The 18,489-nt window shown below is 68.9% G+C and carries 15 protein-coding genes and 1 riboswitch; of the genes, 4 read left to right on the forward strand and 11 right to left on the reverse strand.

What is annotated here, in order from left to right:
• Nucleotides 1-4 precede the first annotated feature (4 nt).
• From AB4Y42_RS21395 to cobW, 4 genes are read right to left on the reverse strand one after another with little or no spacing between them, the layout of a single operon-like run.
• Nucleotides 5-748, reverse strand: a complete 744-nt coding sequence (locus AB4Y42_RS21395; protein ID WP_368695259.1) for a VWA domain-containing protein — start codon at nt 746-748, stop codon at nt 5-7.
• Entirely contained in the window at nt 670-1,707 is a 1,038-nt protein-coding gene (locus AB4Y42_RS21400) for an ATP-binding protein (protein WP_368695260.1), read from the reverse strand. Before AB4Y42_RS21400 ends, AB4Y42_RS21395 begins: the two co-directional genes overlap by 79 nt.
• Nucleotides 1,704-5,498 (reverse strand): cobaltochelatase subunit CobN, encoded by a 3,795-nt coding sequence (gene cobN / locus AB4Y42_RS21405; RefSeq protein ID WP_368695261.1) that lies wholly within the window; start codon nt 5,496-5,498, stop codon nt 1,704-1,706. Before cobN ends, AB4Y42_RS21400 begins: the two co-directional genes overlap by 4 nt.
• A gap of 27 nt (nt 5,499-5,525) precedes the next feature.
• Nucleotides 5,526-6,617, reverse strand: a complete 1,092-nt coding sequence (cobW, locus tag AB4Y42_RS21410; protein WP_368689665.1) for a cobalamin biosynthesis protein CobW — start codon at nt 6,615-6,617, stop codon at nt 5,526-5,528.
• 213 nt (nt 6,618-6,830) lie between these two features.
• A riboswitch (cobalamin riboswitch) is annotated at nt 6,831-7,101 on the reverse strand.
• Nucleotides 7,102-7,243: 142 nt separating this feature from the next.
• On the opposite strand from cobW, the gene AB4Y42_RS21415 reads away from it, so the two are divergent.
• From AB4Y42_RS21415 to bluB, 4 genes are read left to right on the forward strand one after another with little or no spacing between them, the layout of a single operon-like run.
• On the forward strand, nt 7,244-7,735 hold the full coding sequence (locus AB4Y42_RS21415) for a cobalamin biosynthesis protein (RefSeq protein WP_368695262.1): 492 nt from the start codon (nt 7,244-7,246) through the stop codon (nt 7,733-7,735).
• A complete protein-coding gene (cobO, locus tag AB4Y42_RS21420; protein WP_069266354.1) occupies nt 7,735-8,337 on the forward strand; it encodes a cob(I)yrinic acid a,c-diamide adenosyltransferase in 603 nt (200 codons plus the stop codon). Before AB4Y42_RS21415 ends, cobO begins: the two co-directional genes overlap by 1 nt.
• Before the next feature lie 4 nt (nt 8,338-8,341).
• Nucleotides 8,342-9,652, forward strand: a complete 1,311-nt coding sequence (locus AB4Y42_RS21425; protein WP_368695263.1) for a cobyrinate a,c-diamide synthase — start codon at nt 8,342-8,344, stop codon at nt 9,650-9,652.
• Entirely contained in the window at nt 9,636-10,328 is a 693-nt protein-coding gene (gene bluB, locus AB4Y42_RS21430; RefSeq protein ID WP_368689662.1) for a 5,6-dimethylbenzimidazole synthase, read from the forward strand. The genes AB4Y42_RS21425 and bluB overlap by 17 nt, the downstream gene beginning before the upstream one ends.
• A 7-nt stretch (nt 10,329-10,335) precedes the next feature.
• Here bluB and AB4Y42_RS21435 read toward each other — a convergent pair whose 3' ends face one another.
• From AB4Y42_RS21435 to AB4Y42_RS21465, 7 genes are all read right to left on the reverse strand, one after another.
• Nucleotides 10,336-10,716 carry a VOC family protein gene (locus AB4Y42_RS21435; protein ID WP_368695264.1) on the reverse strand — a complete coding sequence of 127 codons (381 nt, stop codon included), beginning with the start codon at nt 10,714-10,716 and terminating at the stop codon, nt 10,336-10,338.
• A gap of 99 nt (nt 10,717-10,815) precedes the next feature.
• Nucleotides 10,816-11,442, reverse strand: coding sequence for a DUF4136 domain-containing protein (locus AB4Y42_RS21440; RefSeq protein ID WP_368695265.1), 627 nt, complete (start codon nt 11,440-11,442; stop codon nt 10,816-10,818).
• An 82-nt stretch (nt 11,443-11,524) separates the two neighbouring features.
• Nucleotides 11,525-13,933, reverse strand: a complete 2,409-nt coding sequence (locus tag AB4Y42_RS21445) for a CHASE2 domain-containing protein (RefSeq protein WP_368695266.1) — start codon at nt 13,931-13,933, stop codon at nt 11,525-11,527.
• A gap of 11 nt (nt 13,934-13,944) precedes the next feature.
• Nucleotides 13,945-15,360: a FecR domain-containing protein gene (locus tag AB4Y42_RS21450; protein ID WP_368689658.1), complete on the reverse strand. Its 1,416-nt coding sequence runs from the start codon at nt 15,358-15,360 to the stop codon at nt 13,945-13,947.
• Nucleotides 15,357-16,055, reverse strand: a complete 699-nt coding sequence (locus AB4Y42_RS21455; RefSeq protein WP_342922547.1) for a response regulator transcription factor — start codon at nt 16,053-16,055, stop codon at nt 15,357-15,359. Before AB4Y42_RS21455 ends, AB4Y42_RS21450 begins: the two co-directional genes overlap by 4 nt.
• A gap of 253 nt (nt 16,056-16,308) precedes the next feature.
• The gene (locus AB4Y42_RS21460; protein WP_368695267.1) at nt 16,309-16,695 is read right to left on the reverse strand and encodes a hypothetical protein; all 387 of its coding nucleotides are present in this window, start codon (nt 16,693-16,695) and stop codon (nt 16,309-16,311) included.
• A 772-nt stretch (nt 16,696-17,467) separates the two neighbouring features.
• Entirely contained in the window at nt 17,468-18,445 is a 978-nt protein-coding gene (locus AB4Y42_RS21465) for an SH3 domain-containing protein (RefSeq protein ID WP_368695268.1), read from the reverse strand.
• Between the last annotated feature and the right edge of the window lie 44 nt (nt 18,446-18,489).

Below are 18,489 nucleotides of genomic sequence, written 5' to 3' on the forward strand. Positions count from 1 at the left end.
GCGTTCAGGCGAGCAATGCCTGAGCGTCCAGGCACTCGCCGGCCCAGGCTCGCGCGAGCGCCTCGCAGCGCCCCACGCGCAGCGCGCCAAGTTCGCAATCGATCACCGTGACGTGGTCGGCGTGGCGCGGCCGCTCGGGCCACTGCGTCGTGCGGCCGTCGCTGAACAGCCAGAGATGACGCGCGCGCGCCGGATCGCGGCGCGCGGCGGTTTCGAGCACTTGCGCCGCGCGGCCGATGCCCACTTCGAGCGGCGTGCCGCCGCCCCCGCCGATCGGCTCGATCCAGCGCTCGTTCCACCAGCGCGGCACCGCGGGCCCGAACCTCAGCTCGGCGCCGGCGCCGCCGAAAGCAATCAGCGCCACCTCCACACGCTCGGCGCGGGCGCGATCGAACAGCGCGACCAACAATCCCTTGGCGAGCGCGAGCTGGCCGCGCGCGAGCATCGAGGCCGAGCAGTCCAGCACGAAGCAATGGAGCGCGCCGGAGCCGGTCTTGCGTCTGGCGTAGCGGAAATGTTGCGCCTGCAACGACCCGGCGCGCTTGGCCGCGAGCGTGGGCGGCCAGGCGATGCGCTCGCCGCGCTTCGCGACTTGCGCGGGACCGCGCCCCGGGCCTTCTCGCCGTCGAGCGCCGCCCTGTGCCGAGGCGGCGGCCTGTGCCCGACGGGTCAGCGTTTTTTTGCGGGCAGCGGGACCACGCCCTTCACGGCCTTCGCCGCGACGGGCTCGGGCGGCATCTCGCCCCAATCGGCATCCGACGTTGTTTCGGTGTGCTTGTCTTCGCGCCTGGAAGCGGAGGGCGGCTGCTGCGGCTCGGGGGAAGACGGCGCATCGGAACGCCGCGGCATGGCGTGCCGGCGATGCGCGAGCACGCAATCGGCAACCTCGTCGACGTGTTCCGGGCTCACCGCTTGCGCCCCTTCGAACGCCGCGAGCGCACGCGCCGCACGCAGCATCACGAGGTCGGCGCGCAAGCCGTCGACGGCGGCCTCGATGCAACGCTGCGCCGCGCACTCGTGGACGGCATCGCTCCAGTCGAGCTTGCCGAGCGCAGCGCGGGCCGCCGCGAGACGCTGTGCGAGCGCGCGCTTTTCGGTCTCGCGCGCCGCACAGAACGCCTGCGGATCGGCGTCGAACGCGAGGCGCGCCTTGACGATGCGTTGCCGTTCAGCGACGTCATAAGGCGTGCCGAGTTCGACCATCAAGCCGAAGCGATCGAGCAATTGCGGACGCAACTCGCCCTCTTCGGGATTCATCGTGCCGACCAGCACGAAGTGCGCGTCGTGCGTGTGCGACACGCCATCGCGCTCCACGGTGTTCACACCGCTCGCCGCCGCGTCGAGCAGCACGTCGACGAGCGCATCGGGCAGCAGGTTCACTTCGTCCACGTAGAGCACACCGCCGTGCGCGCGCGCGAGCAGCCCTGGCGCGAAGCGCACCGCGCTCTCGCGCAACGCCGCTTCGAGGTCGAGCGTGCCGATCAGCTTGTCCTCGCTCGCGCCGAGCGGCAGCGTGACGAACGCGCCTTCCGGCAGGAGGGCCGCGAGCGCCCGCGCGGCCGTGGATTTCGCGGTGCCGCGCGGCCCGCTCACCAGCACGCCGCCGATCGCGGGGTCGATGGCCGCGAGCAGCAGTGCGCGCTGCAACGGCGCCTGGCCGACCAGCGCGGTAAAGGGAAACGCGGGACGCGTGGCCGCAGCGCTCATGGTCCTGATCCTTCCAGATGCTGCCCGGCTTCGAGCAGACGGTGTTCGAGTTGTGCGCGATGCTCGCCCGGCTCCTGCCAGAGACCGCGCTGGATCGCTTCGAGCAGGCGCTCGCACACGGCATGCATTGCGTGCGGATTGTGGCGCTGCATGAATTCGCGCGTGTCGTCGTCGTGCACGTAGGCGTTCGCGACGAGCGCGTACTGATGATCGCCCACCACGCGCGTGGTCGCGTCATAGCCGAACAGGTAATCCACGGTCGCCGCCATTTCCGCCGCGCCCTTGTAGCCGTGACGCTTCACGCCGTCGATCCACTTCGGGTTCACCACGCGCGAGCGGATCACGCGCGCGATCTCTTCGTGCAGCGGACGAATCCGCGGCGCAGCGGGATTGCTGTGGTCCGCGTGATAGAGCGCGGGCTGCGCCTGCGAAAAATGCCGCGCCGCCGCGGCCATGCCGCCCTGGAACTGGTAATAGTCGTTCGAGTCGAGCAGGTCGTGTTCGCGGTTGTCCTGGTTCTGCAGGACCACGTCGAGCGACGCGAGACGCGCGCGGAACGCCTCGCTCGCCTCATCGCCCGCGCTCTTTTGCGCGTAGGCGTAGCCGCCCCACGCCTGATACGCGTTCGCGAGATCGGCGTCGGTCTGCCACTGGCGATGGTCGATCATCGACTGCAAGCCCGCGCCGTACGCGCCGGGGCGCGCGCTGAACACGCGCCAGCCCGCGCGGCGGCGCGCCTCGTCGGCGGCCATGCCGTTCGCGACCAGCGCATCGCGCTCGCGCAGCACGCGTGCGCGCAGCGGGTTCTGGTGCTCCGGCTCGTCGAGATCGGCCACTGCCTGCACGGCGGCGTCGAACAAATGCATGACGTTGGGAAACGCGTCGCGGAAGAAGCCCGATACGCGCAGCGTCACGTCGATGCGCGGCCGGTCCAGCGCCTCGACCGGCATGATTTCGAAGTCGGTCACGCGCTGGCTGCCGGCAGCCCACTTCGGCCGTACGCCGATCAGCGCGAACGCCTGGGCGATGTCGTCGCCGCCGGTGCGCATCGTCGCCGTGCCCCAGACCGAAAGCCCCACGGCGCGCGGGTAGTCGCCGTGCTCCTGCAAATGCCGCTCGATGAGCTGATGCGCCGATTTCATGCCGAGCGCCCACGCCGCCTGGGTCGGAATGGCGCGCGTATCGACGGAATAGAAGTTGCGGCCCGTGGGCAGCACGTCGGGACGGCCTCGCGAGGGCGAACCGCTCGGGCCCGGCGGCACGAAGCGGCCTTCGAAGCCACGGCGCAGCTGGCGCAACTCTTCGGGGCCGCAGGCGTCGAGGCGCGGCAGCACGTCGTCGCGCAGGCGCGCGAGCACCCGGGCCGCGTGCGGCAGCGATGCAGGCTCCGCATCGCTTCGTTCGCCTGAGCAAATGTCTTCGATCAGCGTGGCCGCCAGCATTTCGAGGCGTTCGCGCGTGTCGCCGGCATGACGCCATGGCGTATCGCTCACGACAGCGAGTTGCGGCGGACGCGGGCCCTGCCACGGCGCAGCCCAATCGACCGTAGCCGGATCGACGAGGTGATCGATACGCAGGTCGCGCGCGAGCGCGTCGATCAGGCCCGCGTTTGCGCCCTGCCCGTCGCCGCATGCGTAGCGCCCGAGCGCGAGCAGCGTGTCGCGCCGCTGCTGGCCTTGCGGCGATTCGCCGAACGTATGCAGGCCGTCGCGAATCTGCGCTTCCTTCAGCTCGCAGAGGTAAGCGTCGGCGCGCGTGAGCAATTCGTCTTCGCCCGCCTGATCCTGCGGCGCGGAAACGCTCAATTCCTCGTGCAGCCGATGCTCGATGATCGTCGCGAGGATGGTCTTGCGCAGCAGCTTGGCGCGGCGCGGGTCCACCATCAATGCTTCGTAATACTCATCGACCTGACGTTCGAGGTCTTGCAGCGGCCCGTAGTTCTCGGCACGCGTGAGCGGTGGCATCAGGTGGTCGATGATCACGGCCTGGGCGCGGCGCTTGGCCTGGCTGCCCTCGCCCGGATCGTTGACGATGAACGGGTACAGATGCGGCAGCGGCCCGAGCGCCATGTCGGGCCAGCAGGTGTCGGCGAGCGCCACGCTCTTGCCGGGCAGCCACTCCAGGTTGCCGTGCTTGCCCACGTGCGCGATGGCGTCGATGCCGAAGGTCTCGCGCAGCCAGAAGTAAAACGCGAGATACGCGTGCGGCGGCACGAGTTCGGCGTCGTGGTAGTTCGCGTAGGTGTCGTCGCCGCGCGAGCGCGACGGCTGGATACCCACGAACACCTGGCCACAGCGCCAGCCCGCAATCATGAAGCGGCCGCGGCGCACCGTGGGGTCATCCTCCGGCACGCCCCAGCGCGCGATCAGCGTGTTTTGCGCCTCGACGGGCAACTGCGAGAAGCGCGCGCGGTAGTCGTCGAGAGAAAGACTTTGCCATGCGGGGCGCAGCGCGCGCGTGTCCGGATCGTTCGTCACGCCCTGCGTGAGGATGCGCATGAGCGCGTCGCCGTCTGCGGGCAGATCGGCCACGCGATAGCCTTCGTCGCGCAGCATGCGCAGGATGCCGACCACCGAGGCCGGCGTGTCGAGCCCCACGCCGTTGCCGATGCGCCCTTCGCTCATCGGATAGTTCGCGAGCACGAGCGCGAGCTTCTTCTCTGCATTCGGCAGGCTGCGCAGACGGCACCACCGGCGCGCCAGTTCGGCGACGAAAGCCACGCGTTCGGCGTCGGGCTGATAGCGCACGACATCGACCTGCGTCTCCTTGCAGTGGTACGCAAGGCCCTTGAAGCTGATCGCACGCGTAATCACGCGGCCGTCCACTTCGGGCAGTGCGATATGCATGGCGATGTCGCGAGAATTCAGGCCGTGATTGTCCTTCACCCAGTCTTCGCGATTGCCGCCGCTCAGGATCACCTGGAGCACAGGCGCGTCGCCGGCGAGCGCGATCGGTTCGGGGTCATCGAGCGATGAAGCCGCGAATGCCGTGGTATTCAGCACGAGCGAGACGTCGTGTTCGGCCGCCAGTTGGTCGAGCACGTCGCGGCTCAAGGCGTCCTTGAGCGACGTGATCGCAAGCGGCAGCGGGTTCAGGCCGCGCGCGAGCAGCGCGGCGATCAAGGCATCGAAAGCGGCGGTGTTCGCCGCCTGCAGATGCGCCTTGTAAAACAGCAGCGCGACGACCGGCGCGCCGGGTTGCCAGCGCGCGCGCCATTCGTCGATGGTCGCGACATCGCGCTGCGGGCAATAGAGTGCGGCGGCCGGCAGCGCGACGGGCGGCGCGGGCTCGCTGCCCCAGTCGAACGCGCGCCACGCGAGCGCACGCAGGAACGATTCGGCGTTGGCCGCGCCGCCTTCGCGCAGATAACGCCACAGCAAGCGGCAAAACTCGGGCTCGGCGCGGCTCTTGGCGATGAGATTGGGGTCTTCCTGCAAGTCGCCCGAAAACATCGCGAGCAGTTGTCCGCGACGCCCGGCGAGCGAGACGACCTGCTCGATCCCATAAGGCCAGTACGTTTCGCCGCCCAGATGATCGACCACCACCACGCGCGCGTGCTGCAAGACGTCTTCGACGTAGAAGTCCACCGACGCGGGCTGGCGCAGATACGTGACGTTCGCGAGCCGCACGCCCGGAAAACCGGCGGGCAGACGCGGCACCACGCTCGCCAGCAGCGCGAGCGTGGTGTCCGCCGAACTGAGCACGACGATCTCGGCGGGCTGCTGGTCGATCCGGATAACGCCTTGCGTGTCGTCGACGAAACCGCCCGGCGTGGTGCGCAGCAAATGCATGGAACAGCCTCGTCTAGCTCGGCGCGATCACTTCGCGGCCGCGGTCTGCAGGTTCGCCAATGCGGTATCGAAGGCCGCTTGCAGCGTCGCGCCATCGAGGTCTTCGCCGATCAGCACGAAACGGCTCGCGAGCGGCTGTGCCGCGCTTTCCTGCGCGTTCCAGCGGCGGTCGAAATAGCTGTCGAAGCGACGGCCCACGCCTTGAATCACGAGGCGCATGGGCGCGCCCGGCAACGCGGCAAAGCCCTTCACGCGATAGATCGTGTGCGCATCGACGAGTTGTTGCAGCGCCTCGATCACGCTTTCGCGCGAAGCGGCAGCGCCTGACACCACGACCGAATCGAACTCGTCATGGTGATGATCGGGATCGTCGGCGGAACCGTGATGGTCGTGCCGCAGATGAATGCTCTCCTCGGAGGCCGCCTCGAGCCCGAGCAGCGTATGCAGATCGAGCTTGCCGTGCTGCGCGCGCACGATCTTCACCTGCGGCGGCAGTTCTTCGCGCAGTTCGGCGATGAGCGCGTCCTGGTCCGCAACGTCCAGCAGATCGGTCTTGTTGAGAATGACGAGGTCGGCCGCCGAAAGCTGGTCTTCGAACAGCTCATGCAGCGGCGACTCGTGATCGAGGTTCGGGTCGGCGCGGCGCTGCGCGTCCACGGCCTGCGGATTTTCGGCGAACTGGCCGCTCGCGGCGGCGGGGCCGTCCACCATGGTCACGACCGCATCGACGGTGAACGCGTTGCGGATCGACGGCCAGTTGAACGCCTGCACGAGCGGCTTGGGCAGCGCGAGACCCGAGGTTTCGATCAGCACGTGATCGACATCGCCGCGGCGTTCGAGCAGTTTCTCCATCACGGGAAAGAACTCTTCCTGCACGGTGCAGCAAAGGCAGCCGTTTGCGAGTTCGTAGAGCTGGCCTTCGGTTTCGTTGCCGTCTTCGTCGCAGCCGATGCCGCAGCCACGCAGGATTTCGCCGTCGATGCCGAGTTCGCCGAATTCGTTGACGATGACCGCGACGCGCAGGCCGCCCGCGTGCTGAAGAATGTGACGCAGCAGCGTGGTTTTACCGCTGCCGAGAAAGCCCGTCACGATCGTGACCGGAATCTTGCGCATTTGCATGAAGTGCTCCTTCGGCGCCAGGCCGTATCGAGGGGCATGGTGCGTCGCGCCTGCCGTTCGTGCGGGTGCCGTGTTGCGCACACGCGCGTATCCATGGAGACGCTGTCACGCGCAACGATGCAACAACCTGCAGGGGACGAACGACCAGAAACGCACCCGGGCCTCGCCCGGCTGACGCATGAAAATCACGGACCCGGCACCGCATCCCCGCAGCGCGAATCCCACGTATCTGGCCGGTATCCGGACTGACGAAACACCGCTTCGCCTTCCCGCGCGAGCGGCCTTGCGGCCGGCTTGCACAGTGGCGTGGACTGCGTAAAGCATGGAAGCGGTTTGCGGCATTCGTGCGAACGCCGCGCTCGTTGTACCGTTGCGGGTGCAGTTCAGGTTGGCCATGCCCGAGGCGGGATGGCTCCCTGATTCCCGTTTAACTGCGCGTGCATTATGAATCGCGCGCGCGAGCACCAGAGTGCGTGCGAGTGTAGGCGCGGGGGGCCTGCGCGTCAAGGAAGGCGTGGGAAGCCGCAAAAGCGTGTGCTATCGTAGCGCGCATCCGGCGCCTGCTGGAACGCGACGCTTTTGCTCGTTTTGCCTCTGCGGTCACGCCTTCGATCGACGCTCTCGCCGTGAATCCTGCCGAACATCGCGCCTCGCGCGCAGCCTCATTCGAAGCCACGCCGGAGCCCGCGCAGCGCGTGCCGCCGCTTGCGCTCGGCATCGGCTGCCGGCGCGGCGTGACGCTCGCGCAGGTCGAAGCCGCAGTGCGCGCCGCGCTCGGCGCGTGGCCGCTCGACGGCGTAACGGCCGTGGCGACGCTCGACGCCAAAGCCGGCGAACCCGCCTTGCAAGCGTTTTGCGCGGCACACGCGCTGCCGCTGCAGACGTACACGCGGGAGCAGCTCGCCGCGACGCCGACACTGGCGCCGCCCTCCGCCGCCGCGCAGGCGCAGTTCGGTGTGGACGGCGTGTGCGAGCCCTGCGCGCGTCTCGCGGCGGGCGGCGCTCCGCTCGTGCGCGGCAAGCTGGCGCTCGACGGCGTGACGGTCGCAATCGCAGGCATTCTGCAAGATCACGAAAACGCGGACGCGAAAACGCCGCCACCAACCCACTCCCGATGATGAAAACCGATCCCGAATCGCACCAACGCATGACGCAACGCCGCCGCGAAGGCCACGAGAAGAAGCAGGCCGCCGCGACGCACGAAAAGGGCCTGTTGATCGTCAACACCGGCAACGGCAAGGGCAAGAGCACGGCCGCGTTCGGCATGGCCGTGCGCATGCTCGGCCACGGCATGAAGCTAGGCGTCGTGCAGTTCATCAAGGGCGCACTGCACACGGCCGAACGCGATTTCCTCGGCAGTGTTGCGCACTGCGAGTTCGTGACGATGGGCGACGGCTACACCTGGAACACGCAGAATCGCGACGGAGACATCGCCACCGCGCGCAAGGGCTGGGACGAAGCGAAGCGCATGATCGAGAGCGGCGAGTACGCCATGGTGATCCTCGACGAACTCAACACGGTGCTCAAATACGAGTACCTGCCGCTCGACGAAGTGCTCGGTGTGATCGCCTCGCGCGCGCCGCACGTGCACGTGGTCGTGACGGGTCGCCATGCGCCCGACGCCCTGATCGAAGCGGCCGACCTCGTCACGGAAATGCGCCTCGTGAAGCATCCGTATCGCGAGCAAGGCGTGAAAGCGCAAAAGGGCGTGGAGTTTTGAGCGCATGAGCGCAACGGTTGCCTGCCCCGCGCTCTTCATCAGCGCGCCCGCTTCGGGCCAGGGCAAGACCACGTTCACGGCCGGCCTCGCACGGCTGCACCGGCGCGCGGGCCGGCGCGTGCGCGTCTTCAAGACCGGGCCGGATTTTCTCGACCCGATGATCCTCGCACGCGCGAGCGGCGCGCCCGTGCTCTCGCTCGACCTGTGGATGGTGGGTAAAGAAGCGTGCCGCGCCCTGCTCGCACAGGCCGCGCGCGAAGCCGACCTGATCCTCATCGAAGGCGTCATGGGCCTGTTCGACGGCACGCCGAGCAGCGCCGATCTCGCGACTGAGTTTGGCGTGCCGGTGGCCGCCATCGTCAGCGCGAAGTCGATGGCGCAGACCTTCGGCGCGATCGCGTTCGGTCTCGCGCGCTTTCGGCCGGAGGTGCCGTTTCATGGCGTGCTGGCGAACCGAGTGGGCTCGCCGCGCCACGCGCAGATGCTGCAGGAAGCATTGCCCGCCGACGTGCGCTGGCTCGGGCACATCGCGAGCGAAGCGACGATGGCGCTGCCCGATCGTCATCTCGGCCTGCATCAGGCCGCGGAGATCGACGACCTCGACGCGCGCATCGAACGCGCCGCCGACGCGCTCGCGCAAACCGCGCTCGCCGAATTGCCGTCGGCAGTGGCGTTCGCCGATCCTTCGCACGACGAAGCGATGACGCGGCGGCTCGAAGGCCGTCATATCGCCATTGCGCGCGACGCCGCGTTCTCGTTTCTCTATCCGGCGAACATGGCGTTGCTCGAATCGCTGGGTGCGAGCGTGAGTTACTTCTCGCCGCTCGCGAACGAGCCCGCGCCCGCCGGCGCCGATGCGGTCTTTCTGCCGGGCGGCTATCCCGAGCTACATGCTTCGACGCTCGCGCACAACACGCGGAGCGCGAATTCGTTGCGCGCGCATGTATCCGCAGGCAAACCGCTCGTCGCCGAATGCGGCGGCATGCTCTATCTGCTCGATGCGTTGACCGACGTGGAAGGCACGCGCACGCCGATGCTCGGCCTGCTTCCGGGCGAGGCGGTCATGCAAAAGCGCTTCGCGGCGCTCGGCATGCAGCAGCTCGACGGCGCGCATGGCGAGCTACGCGGCCATACGTTTCACTATTCGCGTGTTTCCACACCGCTCGCACCCGCGCTCACGGCACGCCACGCTCAAACTGGCGCGCCCGGCGAGGCGCTGTATCGGCACGGCTCGATCGCGGCCACCTATATGCACGTTTACTGGCCCTCCAACCCGGCTTTCGCGGCCGCACTCTTCCATGGCACAGCCCTTTGACGAAGCCGAACGCGCGGCGGTCTACCGCGCGATCTACGAGCGCCGCGACATGCGGCACTTCGCACCGGGCCCGATCGACCCCGCGACGCTCGCGCGTCTGCTCGACGCCGCGCATCACGCGCCGAGCGTGGGCTTCATGCAGCCGTGGCGCATCATGCGCATCACGGACCATGCGTTGCGCGAACAGCTGCATGCGACGGTCGAGCGCGAACGCATCGCGACCGCCGATGCGCTGGGCAAACGGCGCGACGAGTTCATGAAGCTCAAGGTGGAGGGCATGCGCGATTGCGCCGAGGTGCTCGTGGTCGCGCTGATGGATCGCCGCGAAGCCCACGTCTTCGGCCGCCGCACGCTGCCCGAGATGGACCTCGCTTCCGTGGCGTGCGCGATCCAGAACATGTGGCTCGCGGCGCGCGCCGAAGGCCTCGGCATGGGCTGGGTGTCGATCTTCGACGTCGACGAGGTACGCGCCCTGCTCGCCATGCCCCCCGGCGCCAAGCCGGTGGCGATACTGTGCGTGGGTCAGGTCGACGCGTTCTACCCGCAGCCGATGCTAGAAATGGAGAAATGGGCCGAACGCAAGCCGCTTGGCGAATGCGTGTTCGAAAACCGCTGGCCGCATGACGAGCCGGCCAGCGTGGCCGAAGCGGCGCCGGACGCAACGCCCGGCGCCTGACGCCCGCTCACGCCTCGCGCGCGTAGCAGACGGCCTCGACGTTGTTGCCGTCGGGATCGATCAGGAATGCTGCGTAATAGTCGGGGCTGTAATCGGCACGCACGCCGGGCTCGCCATTGTCTTTCGCGCCTGCGCGCAGGCCCGCTTCATAGAAACCAACGACCGCCGCGCGGTTCGCCGCCGCGAATGCCACGTGCACGCCGCGCGGCGCCAGCGCGGTGTCGGCGGATATGGCGTGCAGCCAGAGTTTGGGCTCGCCGGGCTGGCCGAGCCCCGCGTAGGTGTCGTCGCGCATGCACACCACGACGCCTGACGGCGCGAGCAGCGCCTCGTAAAAACGCACGCTTCGTGCGAGATCCTGCACGCGCAATCCGATGTGATCGAACATGAGCGACTCCCGTGATGTCTGCGCGCAACCGTTGCGCCAGATTCTGGAGCCAGCATAGCGCCTTCGCGTTCGGCGCGGCCTGGGAAAAGTTGCCCTGAACTACTGCGGATTGACGGGTGAGACGGAGAGCACTTCCGGCATGCCCGGCGCCTGCTCCGCCGTGCCGGCGCTGGCCGGAGCCTTCAGCTTGACGCGCCATTGCGGCGCGCCCGCGTACGGCAGCCGCGCCAGTGCGCCCGCCACGAGATACGGCACGGCCTCGCGTGCGTCGGCGTTGCGGTCGCGCTTCACGGCGCTCACCTTGTAGACCTCGCCGCCTTCGGGCAACGCGAAGAAACGCAGCGTCAGCGTATGCACGTAGGGCCGCCCGAACCACGGCAACGACGGCCCCTCGGCCGGCGCGCAGCCGGCGCCGCAACGGCTATCCACGACTTTCACCTCGGCGGGATGCGTGTCCCACGCCACCGAGACGAGATAGCGCGCCGCCTCGGGCGCGCCTGCCTTGAAGCCGCGCTGCGCGAGACCGTCGCTCAGCAACGCCTGGTACGGCAGGATCTCGCCCGCATCGGCCTGGGCGGGGGTTGGCGCAAAACGGTAGAGCTCGGGCTGGCTGGTCGCCGCCGCAGCGGGCAGCGCACCCGTGGCCGCGACGTCGGTCGTCACGCCCGCGCATCCGGCGAGGGCGACGAGCATCGGCAGGAGACAGATCGACAGCAAGGTCTTCACGAAACACTCCATCGGGTGGCCGCTGGCATGGGGCCAGCGGCATTCGGGTTATGCATGTGCCGCCGCAACGGTCCGGCGCGGCTCAAACCGGCGCGTCGAACGCGGGCAGCGACATCGTCAGAACGGTGCCCTTGCCTGGCTCGCTATCCAGCTGGACGTCGCCGCCGTGGCGCGTCACGACTGTTTTCACGAACGCCATGCCGAGCCCCGCGCCGCTCACCTCGGGCCGCTGTTCCGCGTGAAAGCGCTGGAACGGCTGGAACAGCCTCGCCTGATCTTCCTGCGAAATACCGTAGCCCTGATCGCGAATCGAGCAGAGCACACGCGGCGGTGCGCGGTCGTCCAGCGCGACGGTGCAGACGATGCGCGTATCCGCAGGACTGTACTTCACTGCGTTGTTCAGCACGTTCACGAGCGCGCGCGTCATGAGTGAGCGGTCGGCGTTGATCCAGCCCATCTGCTCGCCTTCGAACACGGTGTCGATCTGGATGCGCTTCGCGTGCGCCTGCGGCCACACTTCATCGCTCGCATCGATCACCAGCTCCGCGAGGCTCGTGGGCTCGAGCGCATACACCTGCGACTCGGCGCGCGCGAGTTGCACGAAGTCGTCGGCGAGCTCGAGCGAGCGGCGCGCGTAGCGCTCGATGCGCTCCATCACGCCGCGCACGGGCTCCGAGCCGAGCGTGCCGCGTTCGCGCTCCGTCTCGACCAGCGCAACGATCGAGGCCTGCGGCGAGCGCATGTCGTGCGACAGCAGGCGCAGCGCGTCCTCGCGCTGGCGTTCGGCGTCGTGCAGCTCGGTCACGTCGACGAGACCCGCGATCCAGCCCACCGCCTGCCCCTGCGCGTTGGTGCAGCACGCGTAGCGCAGCAGGTAGTCGCTGCCGTCGCGCGCGCGCACTTCCACGCCACGCTCCATCAATTCCGCGAACTCGTCGCGCGCCGGGTCGAGCGGCGCGGGCCAGTGCGCGTGCGCAAACGCCATCGCGTCGGGCGCCGGGTCGATCGGCTTGACGAGCGCGAGGTCGCCGAACACGTCCTGCATCCGGCGCCCTTCCGCGGCGCTCACGTTCAGGCGCTCGAGATACGCACGCGAAGCATGATTCGCGATCAGCACGACACCGCGCAGATCGGCCACGAGAATCGGCTCCGGCACGGAATCGAGGCTGTCCCACACGAAGCGGCGCATGTCCTGCAGCCGCTGCGCGGCCTGCGCCATGAGCGCCATTTGCTGGGCGAGCGCGTCGCCGGCGAATTCACGGCGCGGCGTGGGGGCCTCGGGCAGCAGGTAGGGTTCGTCGGCAAGCTGGCGCAGTTCCTTGCGCAGATACGCCATCGTCATCTCGAGGCGGCGCCAGCTCCACACCGGATAGACGATGAGCAGCGCGACGATCGCCGGCACGGGCGGAAGCCAGAGGCGCGCGTGCAGCATGCCCGCGCTGGCGCCGAGCGACACGGCGATCAGGAACGCGAGCAGCAGCAGCGTGCGCAGCGGCGAGAGCACGAGGAAGCCCGCCAGCAGCAGCACGAGCGGCGCGAGCGAGGCAAGCACGACCATGACCGGCGGCACGGGCTGGATGGCGCCGCCGTTGAGCAGCGTGTCGAGCACGATGGCGTGGATGTACACGCCGGGCAGCGGCCCGAGCGTACCCGAGAGCGGCGTGGCGAAGCGGTCGTAGAGCCCCGAGGCCGTGACGCCGACGATCGCCACGCGCCCGCGCAACTGCTCGGGCGGCACGCGGCCATCGAGCACGTCGGCGAACGAGACCTTGCGGAAGGCCTGCGAATTCGCGCCGAACGGAATCAGGAAGCGCGACTCGCTGCCGGGTGCCGCCGCATGCAGCACCTCATCGCGCTGCGCGGCGCCGGGCGTACCGTGCGCGAGCTTCACGGCGCCGCTGCGCACCGCCCGCCAGACCGGCACCATCAGCTGCGGCCAGCGCTGCTGCGCGTCGCCTTCGAAGAGCGCGACGCTGCGCACGATGCCGTCGCTATCGACTTCGAGGTTGATATGGCCCATGCCGGCGACCGCCTGCGCGAGCGGCGCGACCGGGGGCACGGCCTCGCGGTGGCCGGTGTCGTCGGCGGGCGTGAGCAGGATCGGCAGGAACGACGGGCGCGCGCGCAGCGCCTGCGCAAAGTGCGCGTCGTCGGGAGACGATTCGGTGAACAGCACGTCGTAGACGACGGCCGCCGCGCCCGCTTTCGCGAGCTGATCGACGAGCCGCGCGTGCAGCTCGCGCGGCCAGGGCCAGCGTCCGAGCGCGGCGACGCTCGCATTGTCGATCTCCACGAGCACGATGTCGGGCGACACCGGCAGCGCGCGCGCGGAGAGCAGACGGTCATAGACCAGATGGTCGGCGCCGCTCGTGAGCCGCCCGAGCACGCAGAGCACGACCACGACCACGCCCGCGCAGCCCACCCCGGCCCATTCGAACAGGAAGCGTCGCCCGACGGAGCGGCCAAGGCGCGCGGGCGGCCTCACGCTCATGCGCGGCTCCGTCACCAATCGAGCCTGAACGACTGGACCGGGCTGGCCTTCTGGTAATAGTGGCCGTTGTCGAACTGCTCGGCGATCACCGTCCAGTAGTAGACGCCCTTCGGCAGGTCGCGCACGACCGCGTCGCCCGCCGTGATGTCGGTACGGTCGATGAGCGGCGCGCGCAGATCGGACGTCGTGGCGAGCACGAAGCGAAAGCGCGTGTTCGGCGCGTTGCGGTCGATGAACCAGCGGAACGCGAAGTCGCGCGAGCCTTCGATCGGGCCGGCGCTCGTGCCGAGCGCGACGCGCCGGCGCTCGAACGCATACGACGCCGGCATGCCTTCGAGGCCGCGGGCGTCGATGGCGGAGATGCGCACGAAGTAGGTGCCGTCTTCGAGGTTGGCAAACGACGCGCGCGGCTCGGCGCTGCGCTGGTCGCGAATCATGTCGAGCAGCCCCGCGTCGCGGCCGATCTGCACGCGCCAGGCGCTCGCACCCGCCGACGGCGCGATTTCGAAGGCGACTGCTTCGTCATCCTGCACTTTGGACGGATGCAGCAGCTCGGGCGCGTCGAGCAGCGTGACGGGCGCGCCCGCCGGCTGGCCCGCCAGCGTGAGGTTGCCGTGGTGCGCGGCGACGAGTTGCTCCGAGGCCGTGAGCGGCATGCCCGGTGCCGGCGGCCGTGCGTGTGCGCCGCTGCGGCGGCGGGTCGGCGAGTCGGCGTCCACGCCCACCGCGCCGTCCAGCACCTCGACCGCCGTCGCGCGCTTGTCGCCGTTGTAGCTCACGCGAAACTGCGTGCCGCGCACGCCGGCCACCACGGAAGGCGAGCGGATCTGGAAGCGATCGTCCTTCTTCGTGGCGTGCGTGACCTCGCTGTTCACCTCGCCATGATGGAGATCGACGATGCGGTCGGTCGCGCCCGTGAGCGCCGTTTGACGCAGCGTGGCAAGGTCGAGCGAGGTATCGGGCGGCAGCGCGATATGCGAGCCGTCGGCCAGTTCGAGGGTGGCGAAGCCGTTGTGGCCGGTCTGCACCCGGTCGCCTTCGACGAGGCTCGCGCCGACCGTGAGCGGCAGGAGCGGACCGCTGCGGAACGCATGCTGCACGGGACCGTTCGCGGCAACCACCTTCGCGCTCAGGCCATCCTGGCGCAGCAGCGCGACCGGCACGCGCAGCGTCGTACCCGGCCGGAGGTGGCGCGGCTCGCTCACATGATTGAGGCTCGCGAGCGTCTTCCAGTCGGCGGGATTGCGCAGGTAACGCGTGGCGATGTCGTAGAGCGAGTCGCCGGGGCGCGTGACGTAGGTGGTCATCTCGGGCGGCTGCGCCGGCGCGTGCTCGCGGGCCTCGGCGCCGCGGGGAAGGGCAATGAACGCAAGCGCGAAGGCAAGGAACGGCGCCGCGGTGGCGCGCACCGCACGCACGCCCCTCACGCGTTGTCCCCCTCGATCCGCTCGAGCCGGTAGCCGTAGCCGTAGATCGGCGTGAGGCGATAGCCGTTTTCGGGACGCAGGCCGAGCTTCGAGCGCAGCATGGAAACGTGCGTGTCCATCGTGCGCGAAGGAATGTCGTCGGACTGTTTCCAGATCACGTCGAGAATGTGCGCGCGCGACAGCGGCCGGCTCAGGTGCTGAAACAGCAGCAGCGCGAGATCGAACTCCTTCTGCGTGAGCGCGACGTTGCGGCCGCTCACCGAAGCCTGGCGCGACTTCAGGTCGAACTCGTACTCGCCGAAGGTTTCCTTGAACGCAGGCGTGTGCAGCTGATAGGCGCGGCGCAGCAGCGAATTGACGCGGGCGCTCAGCACCGGCGCCGAGACGGGCTTGACGACATAGTCGTCGGCGCCGGCGTTGAGCATTTGCGCGATGTCGGCCTCGCGGCTGCGGCTCGTCATGAAGAGCACCGGCAGGCGCGTGGAGAGGCTCTGCCGCACCCAGTGCAGCACTTCGTCGCCCGCCATGTCGGGCACGTTCCAGTCGAGCACGAGCAGATCGAACGTCTGCCGCCGAAGCTGCCTGACGAGCTCGCTGCCCTTGGCGAACGCGTGGCAGACGTGGCCCGCCGCGCTCAAGGCCTGGCAGACGAACTCGGTCTGCGCTGCATCGTCATCCAGTACTGCAACTCTCATAGCACCCCGCAACCAGGTTTGTTCTTCATCGTCCTGCGATGGACTGCCTCCCTGCCGCACCGCGCTGCCACCGGGACCATCGCCTGGCGGGCTCTGGCGCGCGCTTCGGCACCGGATCGTCGGCCACCCGCCCTGGCCCTGGCGGCACGCGCAACCCGCCGTGCAGCAAAGGCCGCTACTCTCGCCGCGTCTCGAAAAAAATGGGAGCGCGAGGCCGCGCTCGACTTCGGTGAACAGATCGCTCTCATGTTAATCACTCATGGTAGTCGAATTTGCCTTCGTTCGAACCGGGCCTGGCCGCCTCGCCCGCGGCTGAAGGCGATTCCGCGAGCAGCGCGGTCAGATGGGAGCGCACGTGCTCCCATGCCGCATGCGCATAGTCGGGCTGCAAGGCCGCGCGCGACTGCGCCATGACGAACACGCGCAACACTGTGGACGAACACTGTGTCAGGCGCTCGGCCGCGCCGAAACGCGAAAGGTGCAGCGCTTCGCTGAGCCACGGGAGTTCGGCCGCGCAGGAGTCCGCGTAGGCCTCCATTGCGGCGCGCGCATGGCGGTCGCGCGCGAGGTCGAGTTCGATGCGGTCGAACTCGCGGCCACCGTCGGGGCTGTCCACGCGCGTGCCCGGTGGAAAACGCATACGGCCGGATCGGAAAAACATGTAGCCCCCGTGAAGACAAGCAGGCAGAGCAACGGAAGTGAAGCGGCCAGGCGTTTTTTCGAGGACGCAACAACGTCGAGCCGCTCGCCATGCGCGAAGCGGCAAAAAGAATGCGTTCTGGAGTGCGGAAAAAATGTGGCGACGGCCGCGTGCTGCGCACTGCGTGGTCTCCGGATTCCGCCCCCGGAGTCGGACCGCCAGCGCAGTCATCGTCGTACGCGGCGCGAGCCCCGCTGCCAGCGTCACCGCCCGACGCTGTCAGCGGGCCGCAGCCGCCTCCCTGCACGACGAGGCACGTGCCGCCATCGCCACGTCCACCTCAAAGCACTGGTTTTCCCAGCGTTATCCGGCGAACTCGGGTTCGCTCTGACTTCCTCTTGCTGACTGCGTCGCCAGGTCCCGAGCGAGCCAGCCCCCGTAGCAGAAATCCGTTGCCAGCGGCGCATGCGCGAAGCTCGCGTGGCGCTGGCGGAGCGCGGCCGTGCTTGCACTTGCCGCGACGACGTATTCTCACCTGGGCGCCATGAATTTACTGTCAGGGATTGTTAAATCTGTCAGAACCGACGAAAAGCGGTGAAACGCCGGGCGGATGGCATGGCGCGGGCGATGGCTCCAGTGAGCCCGCGTAACGCCGAGCATGACCGTCACGCCCCTTGATTGATTCGCAATCCTAATTCTCAGCCGGAAAACAGCAGCGGCGGGATTCCCGCCATCGAGATCCCGCCGCTGCAGCGAAGCAACGCGCTATGCGTTAGTGCTCGGTTTGCCGCTCGTTGCCCCGTTCGCCACCCTGGCTGGGACCGTGGCCGCCCTGACCACCCTGAGGCGGCGCAGCCGGCCGCCCCTGCGGCTGTTGGGGCGCGGGCGCGGGCGGGCGCATGCCGCCCTGCGGCTGTTGAGGTGCAGGCCCGGGCGCACGCATGCCGCCCTGCGCCTGTTGAGGTGCGGGCGCGGGCGCACGCATGCCACCCTGCGGCTGTTGAGGTGCGGGCCCGGGCGCACGCATGCCGCCCTGCGGCTGGGGCTCCGGCGGACGCGCATAGCCCTGCGCGGGCGCGCCGGCCGGCGGCCGGCCGCCGAACTGCTGCTGCTCGGGCGGATGCCCCGCCTCGTGGGGACGCATGGTGCCGGGCTGCTCCACGTTGCCAGGCGGGCGTTGCGCTCCGGGCGGCGGTGCGCCGCGCATCGGCTCATTGGGCGCGGGCGGGCGCTCGCCGCCTGGCGCAATCGCGGGCGGACGGCCCGGCGCGCCGTGCCACGCCGGCGCGGCCGGCGGGCGGCCGCGTTCAGGCGGCGGTACATGATCCCATCGATGCTGTTCGCCATACCACGGCCGGTCGCGATAGAAGCTGCCCCAGTAGGCACCGAGCGAGAACGCCACGATCGGCACGCCGATCTCCGCGCCATAGTCGGTGAGCGGCACGTAGTTGCCCTGATACGGATAACTGAGATACCCACCGTAGACCCAGCCGCGCAGTCCCGGCACCGTGACGTCACACCACGAATAGTCGCCCACGCAGCCCATCACGGTGACGGGCTGGCCGGGTCCCAGTTCGGCAACGACGGGATAGTCGCCTGAAGGCCCTGCGTACAGATCCACCGGTTCGCTCGTGTAGGCCGCGGATTGCGCGCTGGCGTCGGACGACGCGAGCACGAGACTGGTTGCGAGGCACGCGCTGGCGAGCGCAGGTACGAGCGCGCGCAGGCGCGTGTTGAAGCGCTTGGACATCGTTTCTCCCTGTTCCAGCTAGTTTGTTTTGCCGCTGCGCAATT

It is taken from the genome of Paraburkholderia sp. EG286B (genome assembly GCF_040965655.1).
Classification (GTDB): domain Bacteria; phylum Pseudomonadota; class Gammaproteobacteria; order Burkholderiales; family Burkholderiaceae; genus Paraburkholderia.

Excerpts from the sequence above, each read along its gene's own strand:
- AB4Y42_RS21460 (WP_368695267.1), bottom strand. The coding sequence starts at position 16,695 with ATGCGTTTTCCACCGGGCACGCGCGTGGACAGCCCCGACGGTGGCCGC.
- cobN (WP_368695261.1), bottom strand. The coding sequence starts at position 5,498 with ATGCATTTGCTGCGCACCACGCCGGGCGGTTTCGTCGACGACACGCAA.
- AB4Y42_RS21465 (WP_368695268.1), bottom strand. The coding sequence starts at position 18,445 with ATGTCCAAGCGCTTCAACACGCGCCTGCGCGCGCTCGTACCTGCGCTC.
- AB4Y42_RS21445 (WP_368695266.1), bottom strand. The coding sequence starts at position 13,933 with ATGAGCGTGAGGCCGCCCGCGCGCCTTGGCCGCTCCGTCGGGCGACGC.
- cobO (WP_069266354.1), top strand. The coding sequence starts at position 7,735 with ATGAAAACCGATCCCGAATCGCACCAACGCATGACGCAACGCCGCCGC.
- bluB (WP_368689662.1), top strand. The coding sequence starts at position 9,636 with ATGGCACAGCCCTTTGACGAAGCCGAACGCGCGGCGGTCTACCGCGCG.
- cobW (WP_368689665.1), bottom strand. The coding sequence starts at position 6,617 with ATGCAAATGCGCAAGATTCCGGTCACGATCGTGACGGGCTTTCTCGGC.
- AB4Y42_RS21400 (WP_368695260.1), bottom strand. The coding sequence starts at position 1,707 with ATGAGCGCTGCGGCCACGCGTCCCGCGTTTCCCTTTACCGCGCTGGTC.
- AB4Y42_RS21455 (WP_342922547.1), bottom strand. The coding sequence starts at position 16,055 with ATGAGAGTTGCAGTACTGGATGACGATGCAGCGCAGACCGAGTTCGTC.
- AB4Y42_RS21425 (WP_368695263.1), top strand. The coding sequence starts at position 8,342 with ATGAGCGCAACGGTTGCCTGCCCCGCGCTCTTCATCAGCGCGCCCGCT.
- AB4Y42_RS21435 (WP_368695264.1), bottom strand. The coding sequence starts at position 10,716 with ATGTTCGATCACATCGGATTGCGCGTGCAGGATCTCGCACGAAGCGTG.